The 26,349-nt window shown below is 65.2% G+C and carries 22 protein-coding genes; all 22 read left to right on the top strand.

Annotation, left to right across the window (positions count from 1 at the left end; genetic code table 11):
- The first annotated feature begins 299 nt into the window (after window positions 1-299).
- The 22 genes from F7R26_RS14110 to F7R26_RS14005 all read left to right on the top strand — a co-directional run bounded on the left by F7R26_RS14110 (window position 300) and on the right by F7R26_RS14005 (window position 26,323).
- Window positions 300-1,415 carry a branched-chain amino acid ABC transporter substrate-binding protein gene (locus F7R26_RS14110; protein WP_150993326.1) on the top strand — a complete coding sequence of 372 codons (1,116 nt, stop codon included), beginning with the start codon at window positions 300-302 and terminating at the stop codon, window positions 1,413-1,415.
- A gap of 195 nt (window positions 1,416-1,610) precedes the next feature.
- Window positions 1,611-2,537 (top strand): high-affinity branched-chain amino acid ABC transporter permease LivH, encoded by a 927-nt coding sequence (gene livH / locus F7R26_RS14105; protein ID WP_150993324.1) that lies wholly within the window; start codon window positions 1,611-1,613, stop codon window positions 2,535-2,537.
- Window positions 2,538-2,544: 7 nt separating this feature from the next.
- Window positions 2,545-3,819 carry a high-affinity branched-chain amino acid ABC transporter permease LivM gene (locus F7R26_RS14100; protein ID WP_150993322.1) on the top strand — a complete coding sequence of 425 codons (1,275 nt, stop codon included), beginning with the start codon at window positions 2,545-2,547 and terminating at the stop codon, window positions 3,817-3,819.
- Window positions 3,816-4,595 carry a high-affinity branched-chain amino acid ABC transporter ATP-binding protein LivG gene (gene livG / locus F7R26_RS14095; protein ID WP_150993320.1) on the top strand — a complete coding sequence of 260 codons (780 nt, stop codon included), beginning with the start codon at window positions 3,816-3,818 and terminating at the stop codon, window positions 4,593-4,595. The genes F7R26_RS14100 and livG overlap by 4 nt, the downstream gene beginning before the upstream one ends.
- Window positions 4,595-5,296: an ABC transporter ATP-binding protein gene (locus F7R26_RS14090; protein WP_043348012.1), complete on the top strand. Its 702-nt coding sequence runs from the start codon at window positions 4,595-4,597 to the stop codon at window positions 5,294-5,296. The genes livG and F7R26_RS14090 overlap by 1 nt, the downstream gene beginning before the upstream one ends.
- Before the next feature lie 294 nt (window positions 5,297-5,590).
- Window positions 5,591-7,000, top strand: a complete 1,410-nt coding sequence (leuC, locus tag F7R26_RS14085) for a 3-isopropylmalate dehydratase large subunit (RefSeq protein ID WP_150993318.1) — start codon at window positions 5,591-5,593, stop codon at window positions 6,998-7,000.
- A gap of 16 nt (window positions 7,001-7,016) precedes the next feature.
- On the top strand, window positions 7,017-7,148 hold the full coding sequence (locus F7R26_RS14080; RefSeq protein ID WP_043348007.1) for an entericidin A/B family lipoprotein: 132 nt from the start codon (window positions 7,017-7,019) through the stop codon (window positions 7,146-7,148).
- 10 nt (window positions 7,149-7,158) lie between these two features.
- Window positions 7,159-7,809, top strand: a complete 651-nt coding sequence (gene leuD / locus F7R26_RS14075; protein WP_150993316.1) for a 3-isopropylmalate dehydratase small subunit — start codon at window positions 7,159-7,161, stop codon at window positions 7,807-7,809.
- A gap of 52 nt (window positions 7,810-7,861) precedes the next feature.
- A complete protein-coding gene (gene leuB, locus F7R26_RS14070) occupies window positions 7,862-8,929 on the top strand; it encodes a 3-isopropylmalate dehydrogenase (RefSeq protein ID WP_150993314.1) in 1,068 nt (355 codons plus the stop codon).
- Between the two features lie 328 nt (window positions 8,930-9,257).
- Entirely contained in the window at window positions 9,258-10,394 is a 1,137-nt protein-coding gene (asd, locus tag F7R26_RS14065) for an aspartate-semialdehyde dehydrogenase (RefSeq protein WP_150993312.1), read from the top strand.
- A gap of 326 nt (window positions 10,395-10,720) precedes the next feature.
- Window positions 10,721-13,603, top strand: a complete 2,883-nt coding sequence (locus F7R26_RS14060) for a motility hub landmark protein FimV (RefSeq protein ID WP_193692073.1) — start codon at window positions 10,721-10,723, stop codon at window positions 13,601-13,603.
- Between the two features lie 187 nt (window positions 13,604-13,790).
- Window positions 13,791-14,615: a tRNA pseudouridine(38-40) synthase TruA gene (gene truA / locus F7R26_RS14055; protein WP_150983117.1), complete on the top strand. Its 825-nt coding sequence runs from the start codon at window positions 13,791-13,793 to the stop codon at window positions 14,613-14,615.
- Complete coding sequence (locus F7R26_RS14050; RefSeq protein WP_150983118.1) at window positions 14,599-15,300, top strand: phosphoribosylanthranilate isomerase; 702 nt, start codon at window positions 14,599-14,601, stop codon at window positions 15,298-15,300. The genes truA and F7R26_RS14050 overlap by 17 nt, the downstream gene beginning before the upstream one ends.
- Before the next feature lie 127 nt (window positions 15,301-15,427).
- The gene (gene trpB, locus F7R26_RS14045) at window positions 15,428-16,621 is read left to right on the top strand and encodes a tryptophan synthase subunit beta (protein WP_150983119.1); all 1,194 of its coding nucleotides are present in this window, start codon (window positions 15,428-15,430) and stop codon (window positions 16,619-16,621) included.
- Window positions 16,621-17,529 carry a DNA-methyltransferase gene (locus F7R26_RS14040; protein ID WP_043347990.1) on the top strand — a complete coding sequence of 303 codons (909 nt, stop codon included), beginning with the start codon at window positions 16,621-16,623 and terminating at the stop codon, window positions 17,527-17,529. The genes trpB and F7R26_RS14040 overlap by 1 nt, the downstream gene beginning before the upstream one ends.
- Before the next feature lie 2 nt (window positions 17,530-17,531).
- Complete coding sequence (trpA, locus tag F7R26_RS14035; RefSeq protein WP_150983120.1) at window positions 17,532-18,329, top strand: tryptophan synthase subunit alpha; 798 nt, start codon at window positions 17,532-17,534, stop codon at window positions 18,327-18,329.
- 182 nt (window positions 18,330-18,511) lie between these two features.
- Window positions 18,512-19,384, top strand: coding sequence for an acetyl-CoA carboxylase, carboxyltransferase subunit beta (accD, locus tag F7R26_RS14030; RefSeq protein ID WP_043347984.1), 873 nt, complete (start codon window positions 18,512-18,514; stop codon window positions 19,382-19,384).
- A gap of 934 nt (window positions 19,385-20,318) precedes the next feature.
- Window positions 20,319-21,629, top strand: coding sequence for a bifunctional tetrahydrofolate synthase/dihydrofolate synthase (folC, locus tag F7R26_RS14025; RefSeq protein ID WP_150983121.1), 1,311 nt, complete (start codon window positions 20,319-20,321; stop codon window positions 21,627-21,629).
- Between the two features lie 110 nt (window positions 21,630-21,739).
- On the top strand, window positions 21,740-22,483 hold the full coding sequence (locus F7R26_RS14020; protein WP_150983122.1) for an SPOR domain-containing protein: 744 nt from the start codon (window positions 21,740-21,742) through the stop codon (window positions 22,481-22,483).
- A gap of 78 nt (window positions 22,484-22,561) precedes the next feature.
- Complete coding sequence (locus tag F7R26_RS14015; RefSeq protein ID WP_150983341.1) at window positions 22,562-23,059, top strand: CvpA family protein; 498 nt, start codon at window positions 22,562-22,564, stop codon at window positions 23,057-23,059.
- 98 nt (window positions 23,060-23,157) lie between these two features.
- Window positions 23,158-24,693, top strand: a complete 1,536-nt coding sequence (gene purF, locus F7R26_RS14010) for an amidophosphoribosyltransferase (RefSeq protein WP_150983123.1) — start codon at window positions 23,158-23,160, stop codon at window positions 24,691-24,693.
- 424 nt (window positions 24,694-25,117) lie between these two features.
- The gene (locus F7R26_RS14005; protein ID WP_150983124.1) at window positions 25,118-26,323 is read left to right on the top strand and encodes an O-succinylhomoserine sulfhydrylase; all 1,206 of its coding nucleotides are present in this window, start codon (window positions 25,118-25,120) and stop codon (window positions 26,321-26,323) included.
- Window positions 26,324-26,349: the final 26 nt, after the last annotated feature.

Genomic DNA, 26,349 nt, shown 5'->3' with positions numbered 1-26,349 from the left:
GGGCTGCTTTGCCGACAGCAGCCGGGCCACCCTTCCGGACTGCGTTGAGGCGAGCGGGGCAGGCGAATCACCTGCGCAATAGAGAACGCATCAACGTTGTCTTTCCGAACCAAGGTCTTCCGTTGCATGGATTGCACAGGAGGGCTGACACATGCCGGGCCCCGCACACGCTTCATTTCTTGCAGGCCCGTCTTCCGCGTCTCGGGCGTCTTTTCCAGGTTTTCGCTCGCGGGTGTTGTTCGATTGCGCAGGTCATGCCGTCTCAGCCCATGACCCAACCATAATCGAGGAGCTCCTGAATGACGCTGTCCCGTCTTACGTCCATCTCCCTGGCCACGGCCCTGTGCGCTTTCGGCGCTGCTGCCAACGCTGAAACCGTCAAGATTGCCATTGCCGGCCCCATGAGCGGCTCCGTTGCCCAGTACGGCGACATGGTCAAGGCTGGTGCGCTGACTGCCATCGAGCAGATCAATGCCGCCGGCGGCGCGGGCGGCAACAAGTTCGAAGTGGTGATGATGGACGACGCCTGCGAACCGAAGCAGGCCGTGGCGGTAGCCAACAAGATCGTCAGCCAGAAGATCCATTACGTGATCGGCCACGTGTGCTCGGGCTCGACCATCCCGGCTTCGGACATCTACGAGAACGAAGGCATCGTCATGGTGACGCCGTCGGCCACCGCGCCGCAGCTGACCGAGAACAAGAAGCGCAAGTTCATCTTCCGCACCATCGGCCGCGACGACCAGCAAGGCCCGGCTGCTGCCCAGTACATCATCACCAAGATCAAGCCCAAGAAGGTCGCGATCCTGCATGACAAGCAGTCGTACGGCCAGGGCATTGCCTCGTCGGTGAAGAAGGACCTGGAAGCCGCCAAGATCCCCGTGGCTGTGTTCGAAGGCGTGAACGCAGGCGATTCGGACTACTCCGCCGTCATTACCAAGCTCAAGTCGCAAGGCGTGGACTTCGTCTACTTTGGCGGCTATCACCCGGAAATGGGCCTGCTGCTGCGCCAGGCGCGCGAGCAGGGCGTCAAGGCGACCTTCATGGGTCCTGAAGGCGTGGGCAACAAGGACGTGACGGCCATCGCCGGCGCGTCTTCGGAAGGCATGCTGGTCACGCTGCCGGCCGACTTCTCCGCCGATCCGTCCAACGCCGCGCTGGTCAAGGCCTTCGCCGACAAGAAGCGTGACGCCAACGGTCCGTTCCAGATGCCGGCCTACGCCGCGGTCCAGATCATTGGCGACGCCATCGCCGGCGCCAAGAGCACCGACCCGACCAAGGTTGCCGCGTACATGCACAAGAACGCCTTCCAGACCCCGATCGGCAAGGTCGAGTACGACGCGCAGGGCGACCTGAAGTCGTTCAAGTTCGTTGTGTTCACCTGGCACAAGGACGCCACCAAGACCGCTGCCAACTAAGCCGCACATTGGCTTTGCGCGCCCCGCTCATGGCTTGAGCGGGGCGTTTTGGTATCGGGGTCCGGATGCGCAGCCGGCGCGGTTTATCCGCCGCGTCCGGGGCCTGGGCATATCCGGCATCACGGAGCCGGCCCGGCGCTTGCGCACCTCCTGCAACGCCGGCTTCTCCAGCTTCAAAGTTATGGGGCTTCCCGCATGAACGAGTTCCTTCCACAGTTTACCCAGCAGCTGGTCAATGGCCTGACGCTGGGTGCGATCTATGCGCTGATCGCCATTGGCTACACCATGGTCTACGGCATCATCGGCATGATCAATTTTGCCCATGGCGAGATCTATATGATCGGCGCCTACGTGGGCCTGGTGACGCTCACCGCCATCGGCGCGAGCGCGGGCTATCCGCTGCCGCTGGTGCTGGGCGCCGCCTTGCTGGTGTCCGTCCTGGTCACCGGTTTGTATGGTTTCGCCGTGGAGCGCGTGGCCTACCGGCCCCTGCGTGGCGGTCCGCGGCTGGTGCCGCTGATCTCCGCCATCGGCATGTCGATCTTCCTGCAGAACTACGTGCAGATCGGGCAGGGCGCGCGCGACATGTCGGTGCCGGTGCTGATTTCCGGCGCCATCGAGTTCCAGATGGGCGGCGATTTCACCGTGACCGTACCGTATTCGCGCCTGCTGATCGTCGGCGTCACGCTGGTGCTGATGCTGGCGCTGACGCTGTTCATCGGCCGCTCGCGCATGGGCCGCGCCTGCCGCGCCTGCGCCGAGGACATGCGCATGGCCAACCTGCTCGGCATCGACACCAACCGCGTGATCTCCTTCACCTTCGTGCTGGGCGCGATGCTGGCGGCGGTGGGCGGTGTGCTGATCGGCCTGACCATCGGCAAGCTCAACCCGTATATCGGCTTCGTGGCGGGCATCAAGGCCTTCACCGCGGCCGTGCTGGGCGGCATCGGCAGCATCCCGGGCGCCATGCTCGGCGGCGTGCTGCTGGGCCTGGCCGAGACCTTTGCCTCCGGCTATATGCCGGCCGAGTACAAGGACGTGGTGGCGTTCGGCCTGCTGGTGCTGATCCTGCTGTTCCGCCCGACCGGGCTGCTGGGCAAGCCTGACGTTGAAAAGGTGTGAGGACGCTATGACACAAGCTATTTCTACGCCAATCAGTTTGGCGCAGGGCGCGCCGGCGGGGCAGACCCTGAAGAACGCCATCGTCGCGGCCGTGATGACGGCCATCCTGACCATTCCCGTGCTGGGGCTGCAGTTGAAGCTCGACGGCTACAAAGTCGTGCTCGAGCCGCACTGGAAGCCGGTGTGGCTGGCGGTGGGCGCGGTCTTCCTGTTCCAACTCTTCAAGCCGCTGTTCCAGCGCGCCACGGCCGGCGTCAAGGTGCCGAGCCTGCCCGCGCTGGGCGCGACCCAGCAGCGCAAGGTGATCTGGCTGCTGCTGGCGGTTGGCCTGGTGTTCCCGTTCTTTAGTTCGCGCGGCGCGGTGGACGTGGCCACCCTGGCGCTGATCTACGTGATCCTGGGCCTCGGCCTGAACATCGTGGTGGGCTATGCCGGCCTGCTCGACCTGGGTTACGTCGGCTTCTACGCGGTTGGCGGCTATACCTACGCGCTGCTCAACCAATACTTCGGGCTGAGCTTCTGGGAGTGCCTGCCGATCGCCGCCGGCATGTCGGCGCTGTTCGGCTTCGTGCTGGGTTTTCCGGTGCTGCGGCTGCGCGGCGACTACCTTGCCATTGTCACGCTGGGCTTCGGCGAGATCATCCGCCTGCTGCTCAACAACCTGACCAGCCTCACCGGCGGACCGGATGGCGTGTCCGGCATCCCGAAGCCGACCGTGTTCGGCATCGAGATGGCGCGCAGTTCGAGCGTGGAAGGCGTCAAGACCTTTCATGAGTTGCTGGGCTGGGACTACAGCGGCGAGCACATGGTGATCTTCCTCTACCTGCTGGCCCTGCTGCTGGTGGGCTTCACGCTGTTCGTCACCAGCCGGCTGATCCGCATGCCGATGGGACGTGCGTGGGAAGCCCTGCGCGAGGACGAAATCGCCTGCCGTTCTCTGGGCCTGAACCCGACCCGCATCAAGCTGTCGGCGTTCACGCTGGGCGCGGCGTTTGCCGGCCTGGGCGGCGCGTTCTTTGCCGCGCGCCAGGGCCTGGTCAATCCCGAATCGTTCACCTTTATCGAGTCCGCGCTGATCCTGGCGGTGGTGGTGCTGGGCGGCATGGGCTCGCAGCTCGGCGTGATCCTGGCCGCCATCCTGTTGACCGCGCTGCCGGAAGTGGCGCGCGGCTTTGCCGAGTACCGCATGCTGATTTTCGGCCTGGTGATGGTGCTGATGATGATGTGGCGTCCGCAGGGCCTGCTGCCCGCGAGCCGCCCCCATGTGGAGTTGCCGCAATGAGCCAAGTTCAATCAGCGGAACTGCTGAAAGTCTCCGGTCTGCAGATGCGCTTCGGCGGCCTGCTGGCGGTCGACGGCATCGATTTCGATGTGCGCCGCGATGAGGTCTTCGCCATCATCGGCCCCAACGGCGCGGGCAAGACCACGGTGTTCAACTGCGTGGGCGGCTTCTATAAGCCCACCGCCGGCGAGGTCATGCTGGACGGGCATTCGATCGCCCGCTTGCCGAGCCACCAGGTGGCGCGCCGCGGCCTGGTGCGCACGTTCCAGAACATCCGCTTGTTCAAGCAGCTGACGGTGGTCGAGAACCTGCTGGTGGCGCAACACCTGCAGGTACGCTCGGGGTTGCTGCGCGGTCTGTTTGCTACGCCGGCCTATCGCCGCGCCGAGCGTGAGGCGCTGGAGCGCGCGTCGGTGTGGCTCGAGCGCATGGGTCTGCGTGGCGTGGCCAACCGCGAGGCGGGAACGCTGTCGTATGGCCACCAGCGCCGGCTGGAAATCGCGCGCTGCATGATCACCAATCCGCGCCTGCTGATGCTTGACGAGCCGGCTGCCGGCCTCAACCCGCAGGAAAAGGTCGAGCTGTCGCAGCTGATCGACCAGCTGCGGCGCGAGTTCAAGATCTCGGTGCTGCTGATCGAGCATGACATGAGCCTGGTGATGGGCGTGTCCGACCGCATCCTGGTGATGGAACACGGCCGCCCGATCCTGGTCGGCAAACCGGCTGAAGTGCGCAACGACCCGCGCGTCATCAAGGCTTACCTGGGAGAGGACTGATGCTGAAGCTGGAACAAGTCCATACCCATTACGGCGCGATCGAAGCGCTGTCTGGCGTATCGATTGAGGTGAACAAGGGCGAGATCGTCACGCTGATCGGCAGCAACGGCGCTGGCAAGACCACGCTGATGATGACCGTGTGCGGCTCGCCGCGCGCGTCGAGCGGGCGCGTGATGTTTGAAGGGCAGGACATCACGCGCCGTCCCACGCACGAGATCATGCGCCTCGGCATGGCGATCTCGCCGGAGGGGCGGCGCGTGTTTCCCAGCCTGACGGTGCTGGACAACCTGAAGATGGGCGCCTTCTTCGGCAAGCGCGACGAGATCGAGGCGGGCGTCGAGCACGTCTACAAGCTCTTCCCGCGGCTCAAGCAGCGCTCCACGCAACGCGCCGGCACCATGTCCGGCGGCGAGCAGCAGATGCTGGCCATCGGCCGCGCACTGATGAGCCGGCCCCGCCTGCTGTTGCTGGACGAGCCGACGCTCGGCCTGGCACCGCTGGTGATTGCGCAGATCTTCGACATCATCCGGACCATTCGTGACGAAGGCGTCACAGTGTTCCTGGTCGAGCAGAACGCCAATAAGGCGCTTGGCGTGGCGGATCGCGGCTACGTGCTGGAGACGGGGCGCGTGGTGCTGGCGGACACCGGCGCCAACCTGCTGGCCAACGACCGCATCAAGAGCGCTTACCTGGGCGGTTGAGCCCGGTTTTTCTCCCGCTCACCCGCCTGGCGGGCGAGCGGGAGAAGAGCTACGCCATTCCCCTTTTCGCCATCGGCGAAATCCCCCTTTCGCCAATCACATTATATTTCCGCCGCCGCGCAGGCCGGCCACGGCCCGGTCGCGCGCTATCGCTGTGGCATAATCGATTGTGAAGTCAAGCATCGCAGCAAGCCGCATTTCGTTGCCCGCATTTCTGCGAAAAATCCCCCAAACTACCGCGCGACGCCGCTAACCGTGCTGTACCAAACGGTCCCGGCCCGCCCCCCCTGCATCATGGCCAAGACGCTTTACGACAAACTTTGGGATGACCACACCGTGCACGTCGAAGATGACGGCACCACGATGCTGTACATCGATCGCCATCTGCTGCACGAAGTCACCAGCCCGCAGGCGTTCGAAGGCCTGAAGCTGGCGCAGCGCCCGGTCTGGCGCATCAGCGCCAACCTGGCCGTGTCGGACCACAACGTGCCGACCACGGATCGTAGCCAGGGCATTGCCGATCCGGTGTCGAAGCTGCAGGTGGATACGCTGGACAACAACTGCGACGCGTACGGCATCACCCAGTTCAAGATGAACGACCTGCGCCAGGGCATCGTGCACGTGATCGGGCCGGAGCAGGGCGCTACGCTGCCGGGCATGACGGTGGTCTGCGGCGATTCGCATACCAGCACGCACGGCGCGTTTGGCGCGCTGGCGCACGGCATCGGCACCTCCGAGGTGGAGCACGTGCTGGCCACGCAGACGCTGCTGGGCAAGAAGGCCAAGAACATGCTGGTGCGCGTGGAAGGCAAGCTGCCGCGCGGATGCACCGCCAAGGACATCGTGCTGGCCGTGATCGGCAAGATCGGCACCGCGGGCGGCACCGGCTACACCATCGAGTTCGCAGGCTCGGCCATTCGCGACCTGAGCATGGAAGGGCGCATGACGGTGTGCAACATGGCCATCGAGGCGGGCGCGCGCGCTGGCCTGGTGGCGGTGGACGATGTCACGCTCGAGTACGTCAAGGGCCGCCCGTTCTCGCCGCAGGGCGTGGAGTGGGAGCAGGCCGTAGCCTACTGGCGCACGCTGCATTCGGACGCCGGTGCGCATTTCGACCAGGTGGTCGAGCTGCGCGCGGAAGAGGTCCGTCCGCAGGTGACCTGGGGCACCTCGCCCGAGATGGTGGTCAGCATCGAGGACCGCGTGCCGGATCCCGAGAAGGAAAAAGACCCGAACAAGCGCAACGCCATGGAGCGCGCGCTCGAGTACATGGGCCTGCAGCCCAACGTGCCAGTGGACAGCATCAAGATCGACAAGGTCTTTATCGGTTCCTGCACCAACTCCCGCATCGAAGACATGCGTGCCGCTGCGTGGGTCGTGCAGAAACTGGGACGGCGCGTGGCTTCCAACGTGAAGCTGGCGATGGTGGTGCCGGGCTCGGGCCTGGTCAAGGAGCAGGCCGAGCGTGAAGGGCTGGACAAGGTCTTCAAGGCGGCGGGTTTTGAATGGCGCGAGCCGGGCTGCTCGATGTGCCTGGCCATGAACGCCGACCGCCTGGAAGCGGGCGAGCGCTGCGCGTCGACTTCGAACCGCAACTTCGAAGGGCGCCAGGGCGCGGGTGGCCGCACTCACCTGGTGAGCCCGGCGATGGCCGCCGCGGCCGCCATCGAAGGCCACTTCGTCGATATCCGCCAGCTCAGCTAATTCGCGCAGGCTCATCATGAAACAAGCCCTGATTGTGTTGCTCGCATGCCTGGGCATGCTGCAACTGGCCGGCTGCCATACGATGGCCGGCCTTGGCAAGGACACACAGGCCGCAGGCCGCTCGCTCGAAAGCGCGGCAAGGAAGTAAGGAACCGACCATGGACAAGTTCACTGTACACAGCGGGCTCACGGTGCCGCTGGACCGCGAGAACGTCGACACCGACGCCATCATCCCGAAGCAATTCCTCAAGTCGATCAAGCGCACCGGCTTTGGCCCGAACCTGTTCGACGAATGGCGCTACAAGGATGTGGGCCAGCCCGGGCAAGACAACAGCCTCCGCCCGCTGAACCCGGACTTCGTGCTCAACCAGCCGCGCTACCAGGGTGGCTCGATCCTGCTGGCCCGCCGCAACTTCGGCTGCGGCAGCTCGCGCGAGCACGCTCCCTGGGCGCTGACGCAATATGGCTTCCGCGCCGTGATCGCGCCGAGCTTTGCCGACATCTTCTTCAACAACTGCTACAAGAACGGCCTGCTGCCGGTGGTGCTGACCGAGTTGCAGGTCGACCATATCTTCAACGAGACCAATGCGTTCAATGGCTACAAGCTGACCATCGATCTCGATAAGCAACTGGTGGTCACGCCGGGCGGCAACAGCTATCCGTTCGACATCGCGCCATTCCGCAAGTACTGCATGCTCAACGGCTTTGACGATATCGGCCTGTCCCTGCGCCATGCCGACAAGATCAAGGCGTACGAGGCAGAGCGCGTGGCCAGGATGCCGTGGTTGAACAACCGCGTGGTCGGCTGAGGCCGGCCGGTTGGTACGCTGAGACGCTGAGACAAAACAAGGAAGACAAAGCATGAAAATCGCAGTCCTGCCGGGTGACGGCATCGGTCCCGAGATCATCGCGGAGGCCGTCAAGGTCTTGAACGCGCTCGACGAAAAATTCGAGATGGAAACCGCCCCGGTGGGCGGCGCCGGCTACGAGGCCAGCGGCCATCCGCTGCCCGACGCCACGCTCAAGCTGGCCCAGCAAGCCGACGCCATCCTGTTCGGCGCCGTGGGCGACTGGAAGTACGACAAGCTGGATCGCCCGCTGCGTCCCGAGCAGGCCATCCTCGGCCTGCGCAAGCACCTGCAGCTGTTCGCCAACTTCCGTCCGGCGATCTGCTATCCGGAACTGACCGGTGCGTCCAGCCTGAAGCCCGAGCTGGTGGCCGGCCTGGACATCCTGATCGTGCGCGAGCTGAACGGCGACATCTACTTTGGCCAGCCGCGCGGCATGCGCGAAGCCCCGGACGGTCCTTTCAAGGGCGCACGCGAAGGCTTTGACACCATGCGCTACAGCGAGCCGGAAATCCGCCGCATCGCCCACGTGGCCTTCCAGGCCGCGGCCAAGCGCGGCAAGAGGCTGTGCAGCGTGGACAAGGCCAACGTGCTCGAGACTTTCCAGTTCTGGAAGGACGTCGTGATCGACGTGCACAAGGAATACCCGGAAGTCGAGCTGTCGCACATGTACGTGGACAACGCGGCCATGCAGCTGATCAAGGCGCCCAAGAGCTTCGACGTGATCGTCACCGGCAATATGTTCGGCGATATCCTGTCGGACGAGGCTGCCATGCTGACCGGCTCGATCGGCATGCTGCCGTCGGCTTCGCTGGACGCCAACAACAAGGGCCTGTACGAACCGTCGCACGGTTCCGCTCCGGATATCGCCGGCAAGGGCGTGGCCAATCCGCTGGCCACCATCCTGTCGGCCGCGATGATGCTGCGTTTCTCGCTGAACCGTGCCGAGCAGGCCGACCGCATCGAGAACGCCGTCAAGAAGGTGCTGGCCCAGGGCTATCGCACCGGCGACATCCTGACACCGGGCTGCAAGCAGGTCGGCACGCGTGAAATGGGCGCGGCCGTGCTCGCTGCACTGTAAGCCGCATTAAAGTTGAAAAGGCGCCGCATGCGGCGCCTTTTCTTTCATTTGTCCCCGATTTCCCCCGTGTGGCAGCGCCACAAAATCGTGTAGACTTTGCGAATGGTCCGAATCTTCCAGTCCCCCTCGACTGCCATCGCCGCCCCGGTTGCTACCCGCAGCCCGGTTGGCCTGGGTTCGCACGGCCACCCGCTTACCGCAACGACGATTAAAACCATTACTACCAAAACGATCGGCTAGATCGTTCGTCGTGCCTGCTCGTCTTCCCCGCGCAGTCACGTCGGGCGAGGAAAGCGCGGGGAAGTTCAAATCACATCCGAGGTTACTCATGATTGTAGGTCTCGTCGGCTGGCGAGGAATGGTCGGCAGCGTCCTGATGCAACGCATGCAGGAAGAGCGCGATTTCGACCATATCGAGCCCGTATTCTTCAGCACGTCCAACGCTGGCGGCCAGGCTCCGGCCATGGCCAAGAATGAAACCAGGCTCAAGGACGCGAACGACATCGAAGCGCTGAAGAAGTGCGACGTTGTCCTCACCGCCCAGGGCGGTGACTACACCAACGAGATTTTCCCGCAGCTGCGCGCAGCTGGCTGGAAGGGCTACTGGATCGACGCGGCGTCCTCGCTGCGGATGAAGGACGATGCCATCATCGTGCTGGATCCGGTCAACCTTGGTGTCATCAAGGACGCGCTCACGAAGGGCGTCAAGAATTTCATCGGCGGCAACTGCACGGTCAGCTGCATGATGATGGGCCTGGGCGGCCTGTTCCAGCACGACCTGATCGACTGGATGACGTCCATGACCTACCAGGCTGCTTCTGGCGGTGGCGCGCAGCACATGCGCGAGCTGCTGACGCAGTTCGGCACGCTCAACGCGTCGGTCAAGTCGCTGCTGGATAACCCGGCATCGGCCATCCTGGAAATCGACCGCACCATCCTTGCAACCCAGCACGGCCTGTCCGCTGACGAAACCAAGCAGTTCGGCGTGCCACTTGCTGGCAACCTGATTCCCTGGATCGACAAGGACCTGGGCAACGGCGTGTCGAAGGAAGAATGGAAGGCCGGTGCCGAGACCAACAAGATCCTCGGTCGCGGCGAAGGCTTCCTGGGTGCGACCGGCGCTGCGCCGATCGCCGTGGACGGCCTGTGCGTGCGCATCGGCGCCATGCGCTGCCATTCGCAGGCGCTGACCATCAAGCTGCGCCGCGACGTGCCGCTCGATGAGATCGAAGCCATGCTGGCTGAGAACAACCAGTGGGCCAAGGTGGTGCCGAATACCCGTGAGGCCAGCATGACCGACCTCACGCCGGCTGCCGTGACCGGCACCCTGACCATTCCGGTCGGACGCCTGCGCAAGATGCAGATGGGTGGGGAATACCTCTCGGCCTTCACCGTTGGCGACCAGCTGCTGTGGGGCGCCGCCGAGCCTCTGCGCCGTATGCTGCGCATCCTGATCGAAGCCTGAGCCAGGGACTTGCTCCCAAGGCGCCCTTGAGTCATGTCTTGGTCCATGTCTTGAGGCTCCGCGCAAGGCCTCCGTGGTTCCGTTGCAGCCAGGCAACAGAAACCACGGGCTTTGATGACAACGCCGCGCCTGTGCGCGGCGTTGTCACGCCCGGCCGCCTATTTTTCCCGGCGTTGCGTCACAATACAGGCGGCATATGCCGGGCTGCGGGGCGGTCATCCGCACGTCCGTACGAGTTGGCGCGGGGCTCAGTCGGGACGCTAACTTGCTGCGCTAAACCATTGATGTTAAGTTAATTTCACTACTAGAACACAACGGAGCACAAGGTGAGTGTGAGCCAACATCGCCGGAAAGATGCGCCTACCGCCCGCCAGCGCTGGTCAACGCTGGCCTTCACGGCACTCGGTTTGCTGCTCGCGCAGCCGGCCGCTTATGCCGCGGGGTTTGGGCAATTACGGGTACAGTCGAATCTGGGTCAGCCGCTGCAAGCGGAAATCGATATTAGTGGCGTCAGTGCGGAAGAAGCGGACGGCCTGGCCGTCAAGCTGGCGTCGCCCGATGCGTATGCCAAGGCCGGCCTGACATATCTGCCGGCGGTCAGCAGCCTGCGGCTGCAGGTCGAGCGCCGCCCCAATGGGAGCTATGTGGCACGGGTCCGGTCAACCCAGCCGCTCAGCGAGCCCTTTGTCGACATCCTGGTCGACATGACATGGGCGAGCGGCAAGGTGTCGCGCGCGTACACCTTCCTGCTGGATCCGGCAGGGGCCAAGCCTTCCAACCAGACTTTCTCGCCTACCACGGTAGTGCAGGCGGGCACGCCCGACGAATCCGGCGCCTCCAGCCCGGCGGCGCCCGCGCCAAGCGCCGCGCCCGTGCCGGCGCCGTCGGTGCAGGCCCCGGCTCCCGTCGCGGCTAGCCCGGCGCCACGGCCCCAGGCCAAGGCACCCGCGCCACGTCCGCACCGTGCCGCTACGCAGGCTTCCGCGGACGGTGCCGCCGCGGCTGGCGGCACCTACACCGTACAACGCGGCGACAACCTCTCCGCCATTGCCGGCGAGGCGTCCCAGGGACAGGATTCGGTATCGCTGGACCAGATGCTGGTCGCGCTTTATCGCAACAATCCGAACGCCTTCGTCGGTGGCAATATGAACCGCCTCAAGGCGGGCGCCGTGCTCAAGGTGCCTAGCCAGCAAGAAGCGCAATCGGTCACACCCCGCGCGGCACGCCGCGAAGTGGTGGCGCGCACGCAGGGCTTCGACGCCTACCGCAGCCGCCTGGCTACGGCGGCGGCGGGGCGCTCGGTCGAGGCCGGCAGTGGCCGCGAACAGTCGGGCAACGTCACCGCGCGCGTGCAGGAACAGGCCGCTCCGGCCGCCGGCCCACGCGACGAGCTCAAGCTCAGCAAGCCCGATCGCGGCAGCCAGGCTGCCGCCGCTGCGGCAACCGAAGCCAATATCGCCAAGGAACGGCAGCTCAAGGAGGCCGAGGCACGTCTCGCGCAGCTTGAGAAGAACGTGAACGACATGCAGCGGCTGGTCGAGCTGAAGAACGCCGAGATCGCCAAGCTGGCCCAGGTACAGAAGGGGGCGGGCAAGGACTCGGCCGCGGCCCCTGCAGCCCCTGCCGCCGCCCCGGCCGTGGTTCCGGCCGAGGCCGCCAAGGCCGACGCAGCCGCGCCGGCCCCGGCAACGGCTAGCGCTGGCGCTGGCGCCAGCGCGGCCACGGCTGCTGCTGCAGCAGCGCCGCTCGCAGCATCCCCGGCGTCCGCGCCTGCGGCCGCTGCTGGCGCCAGTAGCGCCGGCACGAATGCCGCTGATGCCACCGTTGCGGCTGCCGCCAAGCCTGCAGCCGCTTCCGCGCCTGCCGCCAAGCGCCCGCCGGTCGTGACGCAGCCCACGCCGGTGGCCCAGCCGTCCTTCCTCGAAGACCTGCTGGCCAATCCGATGCTGCTGCCTGGCGGCGGACTCTTGATTGCCCTGCTGGGCGGCTACGCGATCTATCGCCGGCGCCAGCAACAGAAGACCAGCGACGGCGCGGCCTTCGGTGACAGCATCCTGTCGCAGGAAAGCACCGTCATGGCTGGCGGCAATTCGCTGTTCGGCACCGCGGGCGGGCAGAGCGTGGACACCTCGCAGCACAGCGTGTTCGGAGCGGATTTCCGCATTGGCAACAATGCCGCGGAAGCCAACGAGGTCGATCCGATCGCCGAGGCCGATGTCTATATCGCCTACGGGCGCGATGTGCAGGCCGAGGAAATCCTGCGCGAAGCCCTGCAGCAAAACCCTGAGCGCCAGGCGATTCGCCTGAAGCTCATGGAGATTTACAACACTCGTCAGGATGTGGAAGGTTTTCGCGTGATTGCAGAAGAAATGTTCGCCCAGACTGGAGGACACGGGGCGGAGTGGGCACAGGCAACGGAGATGGGGCGTAGCCTCGATCCGAACAATGCCTTGTATTTGAGTGTGGCGCCCGATGTCGCGTCGGTTGATACCACCACCTTGCCGGCCGACCAGTGGCGCACCCACGATCCGTCGCAAGACCTGGCGGCGGCACCGCGCGAAACCCCGCTGGCGGACCTGGCAGACTTCGCGCTGCCGCTGGATGGGTTCCCCGCGCCCGCAGCCGGTGCGCCGATCACCGCGCCCGAGTCCGCCTCGCGCGTGTTCGGCAATGGCGAGGCGGCGCCTTCGGCGCTAGCCGCGCGCCTGGACGATGGCCTTGATCTGCCCGAGACCCATGGCCTCAGTGGTCATGACGGTCATGACGACATCCCGGCGCTGGATACGCCTACGCGCAGCCGTCCGCTCGACTTCGACATGTCCGGCATTTCGCTGGACCTCAGTCCGGCGGGCCATGCCGACGCGTCGGCCGACATCCCGGCGCAGGCGCATGAAGAGGCCCGTGCCTCATTCAGCTCGTCCCTGCCGGCGCCGACCATGCTGCGCGACGGCAAGCTGTCCGAGCCGATCGACTTGTCCCGCGTGAGCGCGGAAAGCGGGCTCGACACGGCGCGCGGCATCTCGCCGAGCACGTTGTCGGCCGACTCCGCCGATGGTGGCCGCGACATGCAGATCAAGTTCGACCTGGCCCGCGCCTATATCGAGATCGGCGACAGGGAAGGCGCGCGGGAGTTGCTGCAGGAAGTGGTGGAGCAGTCGCAGGACCCGCTGCTGACCGAAGCCAAGACTTTGCTGCGGGACGTGGCCTGACAGGCAAGCTGTAGAATGGCGGGCTGTGCGCAAGCGATGCGCCCGGCAGCTCGCCACCAATGCGCCGGGAGCGTGGCTCCCGGCGCATTTGTTTTTTGCGAGCCGGCAGCCGGGCGTTTTTCATCGGCGCCGCGCCGTTTTCGCTAGCCCCCGTTGATCGTCAACTTCCGTCGTCAATTTCCGCCCCATGACCCGCATTGCCCTCGGCCTCCACTATGACGGCGCCGCCTTCTCAGGCTGGCAGTCGCAACCGCACCGCAATACGGTGCAGGACCGGCTCGAGGACGCCATCGCGCAGTTCGCCGGCAGCCGCGTGCTGACCACGGTGGCGGGCCGCACCGATACCGGCGTGCACGCGCTCGGCCAGGTGATCCATATCGACACCGAGCTGACGCGCGAACCGTTTTCCTGGGTGCGCGGCGTCAACGCCTTCCTGCCGCCCAGCATCTCGCTGCAATGGGCCAAGCCGGTGGACGACAGCTTCCATGCGCGTTTCCTGGCCTTCGAGCGCATGTATTACTACGCGCTCTACGTGGGGCCGCACCGTGTGCCGCTGGTGCACGGCAGGGCAGGCTACCTGATGCTGCCGCCAGGCAAGGGCCTGGACGTCGACGCCATGCGCACGGCCGCGGGCTGCCTGCTGGGCGAGCACGATTTCTCGGCCTTTCGCGCCGCCGAGTGCCAGGCGAAGTCGCCGGTCAAGACCATGTACGACATCACCTTGAAGGCCGACGGCGACTGGCTGTTCGTGCGCTTTCGCGCCAGTGCCTTCCTGCACCACATGGTGCGCAACCTGATGGGTTGCCTGGTGGCGGTAGGGCGGGGACGCAACCCGCCGGAGTGGCTGGCCGAAGTGCTGGCGGGGCGCAACCGTGCCAGGGCCGCACCCACTTTCATGCCCGACGGCCTTTACCTGGCCGGGGTGAAGTATCCTGAGCAATACCAGATCCCGGTCGCCGACACGGCCGCCAGCCTGTTTCATGGAGTGTTTGCCAATGACCCAGTTGCCTGAAGCGGGCAGCGCGCCGCGCCGCACCCGCATCAAGATCTGCGGGCTGACGCGCGAGGACGATGTCCGCGCCGCGGTCGATGCCGGCGCCGACGCGATCGGCCTGGTGTTCTATCCCGGCAGCCCGCGCTTTGTCGAGGTGGCGCGCGCCGCAGCGCTGGCTGAAGCCGCCGGCCCCTTCGTGTCGGTGGTGGGCCTGTTCGTCAACGCCGAGGCCGACCATATTGCCCATGTGGTGGAGCGTGTGCCGCTTACGCTACTGCAATTCCACGGCGACGAGCGCCCCGAGGACTGCACCCTGGTGGCCCAGCGCTGCCGGCTGCCGTTTCTGCGCGCGGCACGCGTGCAGCCGGGCCTCGATTTGGTAGAATTCGCGGATCTGTATCGTGATGCCGCTGCCTTGCTGCTTGATGCCTTCGTCGAAGGCTACGGCGGTGGCGGGCACGTCTTCGACTGGACCTTGATACCCCCGGCATGGCTTCCGCCCACCCACAACCCGACCGCAAGCGCCGCTCCTCGGATCGTTTTGAGTGGTGGGTTGAACGCGCAAAACGTCGCTAGCGCGGTTGAGCGCGTGCGGCCCTACGCTGTCGATGTAAGCAGCGGCGTGGAGGCTGCCAAAGGCGTGAAAGACCACGCCAGGATTGCCGCCTTCGTGCGCGCGGTGCGCAGCGCGGATGCCGGGTGAGTCAAGTCGCCGTCCAGGCGCTCGGCCTCCCGCATATCCCCCGCAAACCGCACCTGCCCCGCGCACGACCCTAACGTCATCGAGCCCCTGCCAGAACGGCAAGGGCCCTGTTCAGAAGAGCTGACTCATGTACGACCTGCCCGATTCCCGTGGCCATTTCGGCCCCTATGGTGGTTCCTTTGTATCCGAGACCCTGGTGCACGCGCTGGACGAACTGCGCGAAGCCTATGCGCACTTCCAGAAGGATCCTGAATTCGACGCGGAGTACCGCCGCGAGCTGAAGCATTTCGTCGGCCGCCCCTCGCCGATCTATCACGCACAGCGCTGGAGCGAGATGCTCGGCGGCGCGCAGATCTATCTCAAGCGCGAAGACCTCAACCACACCGGCGCCCACAAGATCAATAACGTGATTGGCCAGGCACTGCTGGCCAAGCGCATGGGCAAGCCGCGCGTGATCGCCGAGACCGGCGCCGGCCAGCACGGCGTGGCCACCGCAACCATCGCCGCGCGTTTCGGCATGGAGTGCGTGGTCTACATGGGCTCGGAAGATGTCAAGCGCCAGGCCGCCAACGTCTACCGCATGAAGCTGCTGGGTGCCACCGTGGTGCCGGTGGAAAGCGGCTCCAAGACCCTCAAGGACGCGCTCAATGAAGCCATGCGCGACTGGGTCACCAACGTCGAGAACACCTTCTACATCATCGGCACCGTGGCCGGACCGCATCCTTACCCGATGATGGTGCGCGACTTCCAGTGCGTGATCGGCCAAGAGGCCAAGGTGCAGATGCCGGAAATGACGGGCCGCCAGCCCGATGCCGTGATCGCCTGCGTGGGCGGCGGCTCCAATGCCATGGGTATCTTCCATCCGTACATCGAGCACAAGGATGTGCGACTGATCGGCGTGGAAGCCGCCGGCGACGGCCTGGAAACCGGCCGCCACGCCGCCGCGCTGATCGGCGGCACGCCGGGCGTGCTGCACGGCAACCGCACCTACCTGCTGCAGGACGCCAACGGCCAGATCATCGAGACCCATTCGATCTCCGCCGGCCTGGACTATCCCGGCGTCGGCCCCGAGCACGCATGGCTCAAGGATATCGGCCGCGCCGAGTATGTCCCGATCACCGATGAGGAGGCGCTCAAGGCTTTCCACGACTGTTGCCGCATCGAAGGGATCATCCCGGCGCTGGAGTCCAGCCACGCCATCGCCTACGCCTGCAAGCTCGCGCCCACGCTGCCCAAGGACAAGCTGCTGCTGGTGAACCTGTCCGGCCGTGGCGACAAGGACATGCATACCGTGGCCGAGCGTTCGGGGCTGACCCTCTGATGCGCGACTTTCTCCCGCCGGGCGCCGCTGAAGGCGGCGCCCCGTCCGCGCCTATCGCCGCACCGCAGCTGACGCTCTACCAGGAAGACGTGCTGGAGGGCATCAAGCGCATAGCCGACGGCTCCATCGACCTGATCGTGGCTGATCCGCCCTATGGCCTGGGCAAGGACTACGGCAATGACTCCGATCGCCTGTCCGGGGATGCCTACCTGGAATGGTCAGCGAGCTGGATCGATGCGGTGGTGCCCAAGCTGGCGCCGCGCGCCTCGCTCTATCTGTTCTGCACCTGGCAATACTCGCCGGAGCTGTTCGTGATGCTCAAGCAGCGCCTGACCATGATCAACGAGATCATCTGGGACCGGCGCGTGCCGAGCATGGGCGGCACCACGCGCAAGTATTCCTCGGTGCACGACAACATCGGTTTTTTTGCCCGGGCCCGCGACTACTACTTTGACCTTGACCCGGTGCGCGTGCCGTACGACGCCGAGACCAAGAAGGCGCGCAGCCGTCCGCGCTTCGAGGGCAAGAAGTGGCTGGAGGTTGGCTATAACCCGAAGGACCTGTGGAGCGTGCCGCGCATCCACCGGCAGGATCCGGAACGTGCCAATCACCCGACCCAGAAGCCCTTGCATATCGTGCAACGCATGGTGCTGGCCAGCTGCCCGCCGGGCGGGCTGGTGCTCGATCCGTTCACCGGCAGCGGCACCACCGCCGTAGCCTGCGCGTTGCACGGGCGCCGCTTCGTCGGCTTCGAGATGAATCCCGACTATGTCGACGTGGCGCGCGCGCGCGTCGCGGCATGCATCACGACGCCGCAGGCCGCGCCCGCTACCCTGAACATCGCAGCCGCGAACGATGAGCCCCTGCTGGCTGCCTCGTCCACGCCGCTGCCCACTCTCGCTCAATGACCATGTCCCGAATCAAAACGACTTTCGCGGCGCTGGCCGCGCAGAACAAGAAGGGCCTGATTCCGTTCATCACCGCTGGTGACCCTGAGCCCGGCCTGACCGTCGCGCTGATGCACGCGCTGGTGGCGGGTGGGGCCGACGTGATCGAGCTTGGCGTGCCGTTCTCCGACCCGATGGCCGACGGCCCGGTGATTCAGCGCGCCTCCGAGCGCGCGCTTGCGCAGGGCGTGACGCTGACCAAGGTGCTGGCCTGGGTGGCCGAGTTCCGCCAGACCAACGCGGCGACGCCCGTGGTGCTGATGGGCTACGCCAACCCGATCGAGCGCATGGGTGAGGAAACCTTCGCCAAGGCCGCGCGTGCCGCCGGTGTCGATGGCGTGCTGGTGGTCGACTACCCGCCCGAGGAGTGCGAGTCCTTCGCCGCGCAGATGCGTGCCAACGAGATGGACCCGATCTTCCTGCTGGCGCCGACTTCCACCGACGATCGCATCGAAGCCGTGGCCAAGCTGGCCAGCGGCTACCTGTACTACGTCTCGCTCAAAGGCGTAACCGGTTCGGCCACCATCGACCTCGACAGCGTGGCCGCGCGCATTCCGCTGATCAAGCGCCATGCCAACCTGCCGGTGGGCGTGGGCTTCGGCATCCGCGACGCGCAGACCGCGAGCACGATCGGCAGCGTGGCCGACGCCGTGGTGATCGGTAGCCGCCTGGTGCAATTGCTGGAAGATGCGCCGCGCGACCAGGCGGTACAATCGCTGCAGTCGTTCATCGCGGAAATCCGCCAGGCGCTGGATGCCTGAATGTGATTGAAGCGCCGCCGCTCGTGTCGACGCGCGGGCGGTGAATGCAGCAAAAAACACGGATTTTGACGGCCGTTGTGCCGCAACAGGCGCATCGCCCCGGCGGAACGGGGACTGCGGACCGCAGGCATGGTAAATTCGCGGCCTGACATGTTCCGCACATGTGCCGAAAGGAGCCTTTCATGAGCTGGTTGGATAAACTCCTCCCCCCCAAGATTCAACAGACCGACCCCTCCACCCGCAAGGGCATTCCGGAAGGGCTGTGGGTCAAGTGCCCGTCGTGCGAGTCGGTGTTGTACCGGACCGACGTCGAGGCCAACCTTCACGTCTGCCCCAAGTGCGACCACCATATGCGCATCCGCGCCCGCGCCCGCCTCGACGGGCTGCTGGACGCCGAAGGCCGCTATGAAATCGGCCAGGAAATCCTGCCGGTCGACGCGCTCAAGTTCAAGGACACCAAGAAGTACCCGGACCGCATCAAGGCCGCCATGGACGACACCGGCGAGACCGATGCCATGGTCGTGATCGGCGGCGCCATCCACACCATTCCGGTCGTGGTGAGCTGCTTCGAGTTCGAATTCATGGGTGGCTCCATGGGCTCGGTGGTGGGCGAGCGCTTCGTGCGTGGCGCCCAGGCGGCGCTGGAGCAGAAGGTGCCGTTCATCTGCATTACCGCCACGGGCGGCGCACGCATGCAGGAAAGCCTGCTGTCGCTGCTGCAGATGGCCAAGACCACGTCCATGCTGAACCAGCTGTCGAACGCCAAGCTGCCGTTCATCAGCGTATTGACCGATCCCACCATGGGTGGCGTTTCGGCCAGCTTTGCGTTCCTGGGCGATGTGGTGATTGCCGAGCCCAAGGCACTGATCGGCTTTGCCGGTCCCCGCGTGATCGAGCAGACCGTGCGCGAGAAGCTGCCGGAAGGCTTCCAGCGGGCTGAGTTCCTGCTGCAGAAGGGTGCGATCGACATGATTGTCGACCGTCGCAAGCTGCGGGATGAGTTGGCGCAGTTGCTGGCTTTGCTGCAGAAGCAGCCGGCGGATGCTGTGGCATAAGGGTTGGGTTGGTTGATGGTGATCAGGCGCGGGCGGTTGTTCGCGCTTTTTCGCTTTTTGGGGTGATGGGTGGTGGGTTTTAGTTGCAGCTGCTTAGCTGCTTAACTGCTTAACTGCTTAACTGCTTAACTGCTTAACTGCTTAACTGCAAAGTCAAAGGCAGTTTCACCTCCCCTGCGGGGAGGCGACCTACTTTCTTGTCTCGCCAAGAAAGTAGGCAAAGAAGCGACCCGGATGGGGCGAAAGACTCCTCGTCGGCAGGCAAAAAGAGCGGCCGGGGGCCAAACTCACATCGCCTTAAGGCGATGCTCAGACATGGCCCCCTCGTTTCCGCTCTTTTTGCCTGCCGACGAGGCGCCCCATAACGGGAGATGAAAACCCAGACGGCTCGCTTCGCATCGCGGGCGGGTGATTGCCGCCTGGGGGCGGCAATCACGGCGACACCGAATGGTGTTTGAGCCCCACGACCACTGGTTCTGCCGTGTTTCCCGCCCGGGGGCGGAAAACACCCATGGCGATGCGAAGCGAGCCGTGGAGGTGTACCAAGGCCGTATGGGGCGCCTCGGGATTTCATGAAAAGAGCGGAGAAGAGGGACCCATGTCTGAGTATCGCCGTAAGGCGATGCGAGTTTGGGTCCCGGCCGCTCTTTTTGTGAAATCCCGAGGGGGTGTCGCCCCATCCGGCGCGCCTTCTTTGCCTACTTTCTTGGCAAGACAAGAAAGTAGGTCGCCGCCCCGCAGGGGTGGTGAAACTGCAGTTGAAGTTGAAGTTGTAGTTGAAGTTGCCTTTGACGTTAGACCTTTGACTTACCCCAACACGCCCCAACATCACCCCTACGCAAATCCAAACTCAACCAATCCGCCCGCAAAAGAACCACTTACCCCAAAACCGGCTCCAATAAGCCACCCCCCCGATTAACGCCGTCTCCCCACCATGCCTATCTTCCCCTCCCTCCCCGAATGGCTAACCCATCTCGAATCCGCCCACCCGGTCGGCATCGACATGGGCCTGGCGCGTATCACCCGCGTCAAGGAGGCCCTGGGGCTGCGCATCGATGCAGTGGTGTTTACCGTCGCCGGCACCAACGGCAAAGGCTCCACCTGCGCCATGCTGGAGCGCATCCTGCTTGAGGCGGGCTATAAGGTGGGTTGCCATACGTCGCCGCACCTGATGGCGTTCAACGAGCGTGCGCGCATCAATGGCGAGTTCGCCACCGACGCGCAGCTGTTGCCGCACTTCGAGGCGGTGGAGCGGGCGCGCACGAGCTTTGCGGATCCGGTGAGCCTGACGTATTTCGAGTTCACCACGCTGGCCATCATCCATGCTTTCGCCGCGGCCGGCTTGGATGCCATGATCCTGGAGGTGGGGCTGGGCGGCCGGCTGGATGCGGTGAACGTGATCGATACCGATTGCGCCATCGTGACCAGCGTGGACATTGACCACACAAGTTACCTGGGCGATACGCGCGAGAAGATCGGCTACGAGAAGGCGGGCATCTTCCGTCCGGGCGTGCCGGCCATCGTGGCGGACCCGGTGCCGCCGCAGTCGGTGATCGATCATGCCGAGGCGATCGGCGCGGATCTCTGGCTGGTGGGCCGGGACTTCCACCAGCAGGCTTCCAAGGGGCAGGAGCGTCAGCAGTGGGACTGGAGCAGCCGCGAGCGCAAGCTCAACGGGCTGGGCTATCCCGCACTGCGCGGCGCCAACCAGTTGCTCAATGCTTCGGCTGCGCTGGCTGCGCTGCAGGCGATGCGCTCGCGGCTGCCGGTGAGTGCGCAGGAAGTGCGCAACGGGCTCGCCTTCGTGGAGTTGCCGGGACGCTTCCAAGTGATGCCGGGGCGCCCGACGGTGATCCTGGATGTGGCGCATAACCCGCATGCGGCTGCCACGCTTGGCCAGAACCTCGACAACATGGGCTTCTTCCGCTACACCTACGCGGTGTTCGGCGCGATGGAGGACAAGGACATCGCAGGCGTGCTGCGCCATCTGGCCGACAAGGTCGACCACTGGTGCCTGGCCGACCTGCCGACGCCGCGCGCGGCCAGCGCGGCGGACCTGCTGGAGAAGCTGGAAGAGGGCGGTTTCCGTCCGGGTCCAGATGCCACGGCAGCCTGCTTTGCCAGCCCGGAGGCGGCTTACCGGGATGCGCTCGGCAGAGCGACCGAGGATGATAGAATTCTGGTCTTCGGATCGTTCTACACCGTGGCGGGCGTGATGGCATATCGCGCCACCCGGGCAAATTGAGTCGCGCGGCCGCCGGGCAGTTTTCCGGGGCTAACACCGGGGCAAATCGCCGCGCAATCTGAGCGACAATTTCAACGGCCGGTTTTGCGGCCGTCGCACCGAACCAATCTATGGGCCTGCTTTCGCTGTTTTCTTCCCGCAAGGGCAACGCCCCGGCACCGGAGCGTGGGCGCCGCTCGCGTTCGGACCCGGGTGCAGGCATCGCTTCGTCGCGGCGCCTGGCCGAAGAGTACGCGGATGACACGCTCGACCCGGAGTTTCCGCAAAAGCAGCGGGCGCGCCGGCGCCTGATCGGCGCGGTGGTGCTGATGGCCGCTGCCGTCATCGTGCTGCCGATCGTCTTCGAGACCCAGCCAAGGCCGGTCGTCGACAATATCGCGGTCAAGATCGATGGTGGCCCGGGGGGCGCCGCGGGCAAGGTGAAGCCTGATGCCCGCAAGGCGGATCCGTTGCCGCCCGCTCCGCAATCCAAGCTCGATAGCCAGGCGCTCGATGCCGGCGAGGAACTGGTTGCCGATTCGGCGGCGGCCAAGCCGGCCGCTGCGGCCACCGTCGCAGCGACTGCGGCAGCGCCTGCCGAGAAAATCGCCGACAAGCCGGCCACCCCAGCAGCCAAGCCGGGCAGCGGCAAGTTTCTGGTGCTGATCGGCGCGTTCTCCTCGGAGGAGAAGGCCAAGCTCTGGCTGAGCAAGCTCAAGGCAGGCAAGGTGCCCGCTTATATCGAGAAGAAGGTGTTGGCCGACGGCGAGCGTGTGCTGCTGCGTGCCGGTCCTTTTTCGGATCGCGACGCGGCTGACGCCGCCGAGAAGCGGGTGCGCGCCGCAGGCCTGACCGCCAAAGTGATCGAACAGTAAAGCCCGGCGCGGGCTGGTTGCCCCATGAGCCCCACTATCCTCATTACCCAGCCGCCGCACCGGGACACCGTATTACGCATGCAGCCGACTTTATTCGATTACAGCGTTGTTTTCATCCTTATCGCCTCGGGCCTGATCGGCGTGCTGCGCGGGCTGGTGCGGGAAGTGTTATCGCTGATCGGCTGGGTGGTGGCGTTCCTGGTGGCCTACCACTTCGCGGGCACAGCGGCTGGCTGGATCCCCGAATCGGTGCCCGGCGGGCAGTTGGCGCGCAGCGCACTGGGCTTCGCGGTGGTCTTCATCGGCACCGTGATCGCCGCGGCACTGGCCGGCACGGTGCTGGGCCAGTTGCTGGAGAGCACCGGGCTCAAGCCCGCCGACCGTGGCCTTGGGCTGGTGTTCGGGCTGCTGCGCGGCGCGTTGGTCGTGATGTTCGTGGTGACCGTGGCCGGGTTCACCAAGCTGCCTGAGGAAGCATTTTGGCGCGATGCGCTGTCCCGGCCCTACGTGATGCAGGCGATGGAGTCGCTGCGGCCCTGGTTGCCCCCCGAAGTCGCCAAATACGTCAAGACATGACATGAAGCCGGGCAGACCCGCCCGGCTGGTAGTACGCGGGCTCCTCCCTGAAGGGCGGGGCCGCCCCCTGATTCAAACGCCTTTCCTGGGAGCTTGGCATGTGCGGTATCGTCGGTGTGGTTTCATCCACGCCCGTTAACCAATTGATTTACGACAGCCTGCTGCTGTTGCAACACCGCGGACAGGATGCAGCCGGCATCGCTACCGCAAACGGCAGCACCTTCCACATGCACAAGGCCAACGGCCTGGTGCGCGACGTGTTTCGCACGCGCAATATGCGCGGCCTGCCGGGTGCCGCCGGCATCGGCCAGGTGCGTTACCCCACCGCCGGTTCGGCCTCGAGCGAGGAAGAAGCCCAACCGTTCTACGTCAATGCGCCCTACGGCGTGATCCTGGCCCACAACGGCAACCTGACCAACTGGAAACAGTTGCACGAGGAGCTGTTCAGCCGCGACCGCCGCCACATCAACACGCACTCCGACACCGAAGTGCTGCTCAATGTGCTGGCGGACGAGCTGCAGCGCGCCAGCAGCGGCCTGGCGCTGGATCCGCCCACGATCTTCAAGGCCGTGGCCGGCATGCACCGCCGCGTGCGTGGCTCGTACGCCATCGCCGCGCAGATCGCTGGCTACGGCATGCTGGCCGTGCGCGATCCGTTCGGTATCCGTCCGTTGTGCCTGGGCAGCGTGGAAACGCCGACCGGCAAGGAGTGGATGGTGGCGTCGGAGTCGGTGGCGCTCGAAGGCATCGGCTACAAGCTCGAGCGCGACGTGGCGCCTGGCGAGGCCATCTTCATCGACCTCGACGGCAAGCTCTACACCCAGCAATGCGCCGATAATCCGGTGCTCACACCTTGCATCTTCGAGTACGTCTACCTGGCCCGCCCGGATTCGTGCATCGATGGCGTGCCCGTCTACGACGCGCGCCTGCGCATGGGCGACTACCTGGCCGAGAAGATCCGCCGCGAAGTCTCAGCAGGTGACATCGACGTGGTGATGCCGATTCCCGACTCCAGCCGTCCGGCCGCGATGCAGGTGGCCAACAAGCTGGGCGTGAACTACCGCGAGGGCTTCTTCAAGAACCGTTATATCGGCCGCACCTTCATCATGCCCGGCCAGGCGGTACGCAAGAAGTCGGTGCGCCAGAAGCTCAACGCCATGGGCGTGGAGTTCAAGGGCAAGAACGTGCTGATCGTGGACGATTCCATCGTGCGCGGCACCACGTCTTTCGAGATCGTGCAGATGGCGCGCGAAGCTGGCGCCAACAAGGTGATCTTTGCCTCGGCCGCGCCGCCGGTGAAGTTCCCCAACGTGTACGGCATTGATATGCCCACCCGCAGCGAACTGGTTGCCTACGGCCGCACGGATGAAGAAATCGCCCGTATCATCGGCGCCGACAAGCTGGTCTACCAGGACGTCGAAGCCATGAAGCAGGCCGTGCGCGACATCAACCCCAAGCTGAACGACTTCGATGCCTCGTGCTTCGATGGCCGTTACGTCACAGGGGATATCGACGAAGCCTACCTGGAGCGCCTGGAAACTGCGCGCAGCCAGGCCGATCGCGATGGCACCGGCGGCCTTGGCGATGGCGAGCGCTCGCAACTGCACTTGCAACGCTCCGGCGGCAACGAGTAAGACGGCGCCCGCGCGCAATCGCCGTGATGACCGGCGTGGAGTTGACGAGAAGCGAGGCCCGGCCGTAACATTGCCGGGCGTCGATTTGATTGTCAGCTTGCGGACGCGGGTACTGCCGGAGCGATAGGTTGATCGTTGTTGTTGATCATTGCTCGCGGAACAGGAAATTGCCCGTCACAGGGAAATGCCCGAAACAGCTAAAGCGGAACGCCGGCTTCCCGGTTGTGCGCCCCACAGGCACATTGGCAAGCCGGATTCCCGCCGCAGCGCGGGGCCTATCCCAACGAACACAAGCAGCCCGTCGATTCGGCCCCCGGCCAAAGATCGCACGGGCTTTTTTATTGCTGCCGCCGGCGCGCAACCGGGGCAGCCAGGCTACCACCACTTACACGGATAACCGCGCGGGTACCACCGCCTCCCCATCATGAACGAACCGCTTCCCCTCGACTCCCTCGGCATCGATACGCTTGGCGTGCGCGCCGGCACCATGCGCAGCGAGTTCATGGAGCACTCGGAGGCGATGTACCTGACCTCCAGCTTCTGCTTCAACAGCGCTGCCGAGGCCGCGGAGCGCTTCGCCAATTCGGAGTCGGGCTTCACCTACTCGCGCTTCACCAACCCCACGGTGGCGATGTTCCAGAGCCGCCTGGCCGCCCTGGAAGGCGCCGAGGCGTGCATGGCAACCGCATCCGGGATGAGCGCGATCATGTCGATCGTCATGTCGTCGATGCAAGCGGGCGATCACCTGGTCAGCTCGCGCGCCATCTTCGGCTCCACCATGACGCTGTTCTCCAACATCTTCGCCAAATTCGGCGTGGAAACCACCTTTGTCGATGGCACCGACCTGGCGGCCTGGCGCGCGGCGGTCAAGCCGAACACCAAGCTGTTCTTCCTGGAAACGCCGTCCAACCCGCTCACCGAAGTGGCCGACATCGCCGCGGTGGCGGACATTGCCCACAACGCTGGCGCGCTGCTGGTGGTGGATAACTGCTTCTGCTCGCCAGCGTTGCAGCAGCCGATGAAATTCGGCGCCGACATCGTGGTCCACTCGGCCACCAAGCATATCGACGGGCAGGGCCGCGTGCTGGGCGGCGCGGTGCTGGGCTCGCACGATTTCATCATGGGCAAGGTGTTCCCCTTCGTGCGCACGGCCGGGCCGACGCTGTCGGCATTCAACGCCTGGGTGCTGCTCAAGGGCATGGAAACGCTGGCGATCCGCATGGAGCGCCACAGCCAGAGCGCGCTGGCACTGGCCGAGTTCCTGGAGTCGCATCCGGCGGTTGCGCGCGTATATCACCCGGCGCTGAAGTCCCACCCGCAGTACGAGGTGGCCCAGCGCCAGCAAAGCGGCGGCGGCGCCATCGTGTCGTTCGAACTCAAGGGGGAGTCACCGGAGCAGCAGCGCGCCAATGCCTGGCGCGTGATCGACAACACACGCGTGTGCTCGATCACCGGCAACCTGGGCGACACGCGCACCACCGTGACCCATCCCTACACAACCACGCATGGACGCGTCAGCCCGGAAGCCAAGGCGGCCGCCGGCATCGGCGAAGGGCTGATCCGCCTGGCTGTCGGCCTCGAATCGGTAGCAGACCTGAAGGCGGACTTGCTGCGCGGCCTGCAGGGCTAAAGCATCAGGGAGCCAAGGCGCCCGAG

The organism is Cupriavidus basilensis (assembly GCF_008801925.2).
In the GTDB taxonomy this organism is placed as follows: Bacteria; Pseudomonadota; Gammaproteobacteria; order Burkholderiales; family Burkholderiaceae; genus Cupriavidus; species Cupriavidus basilensis.
This window is presented reverse-complemented; position numbering and strand designations above follow the sequence as displayed.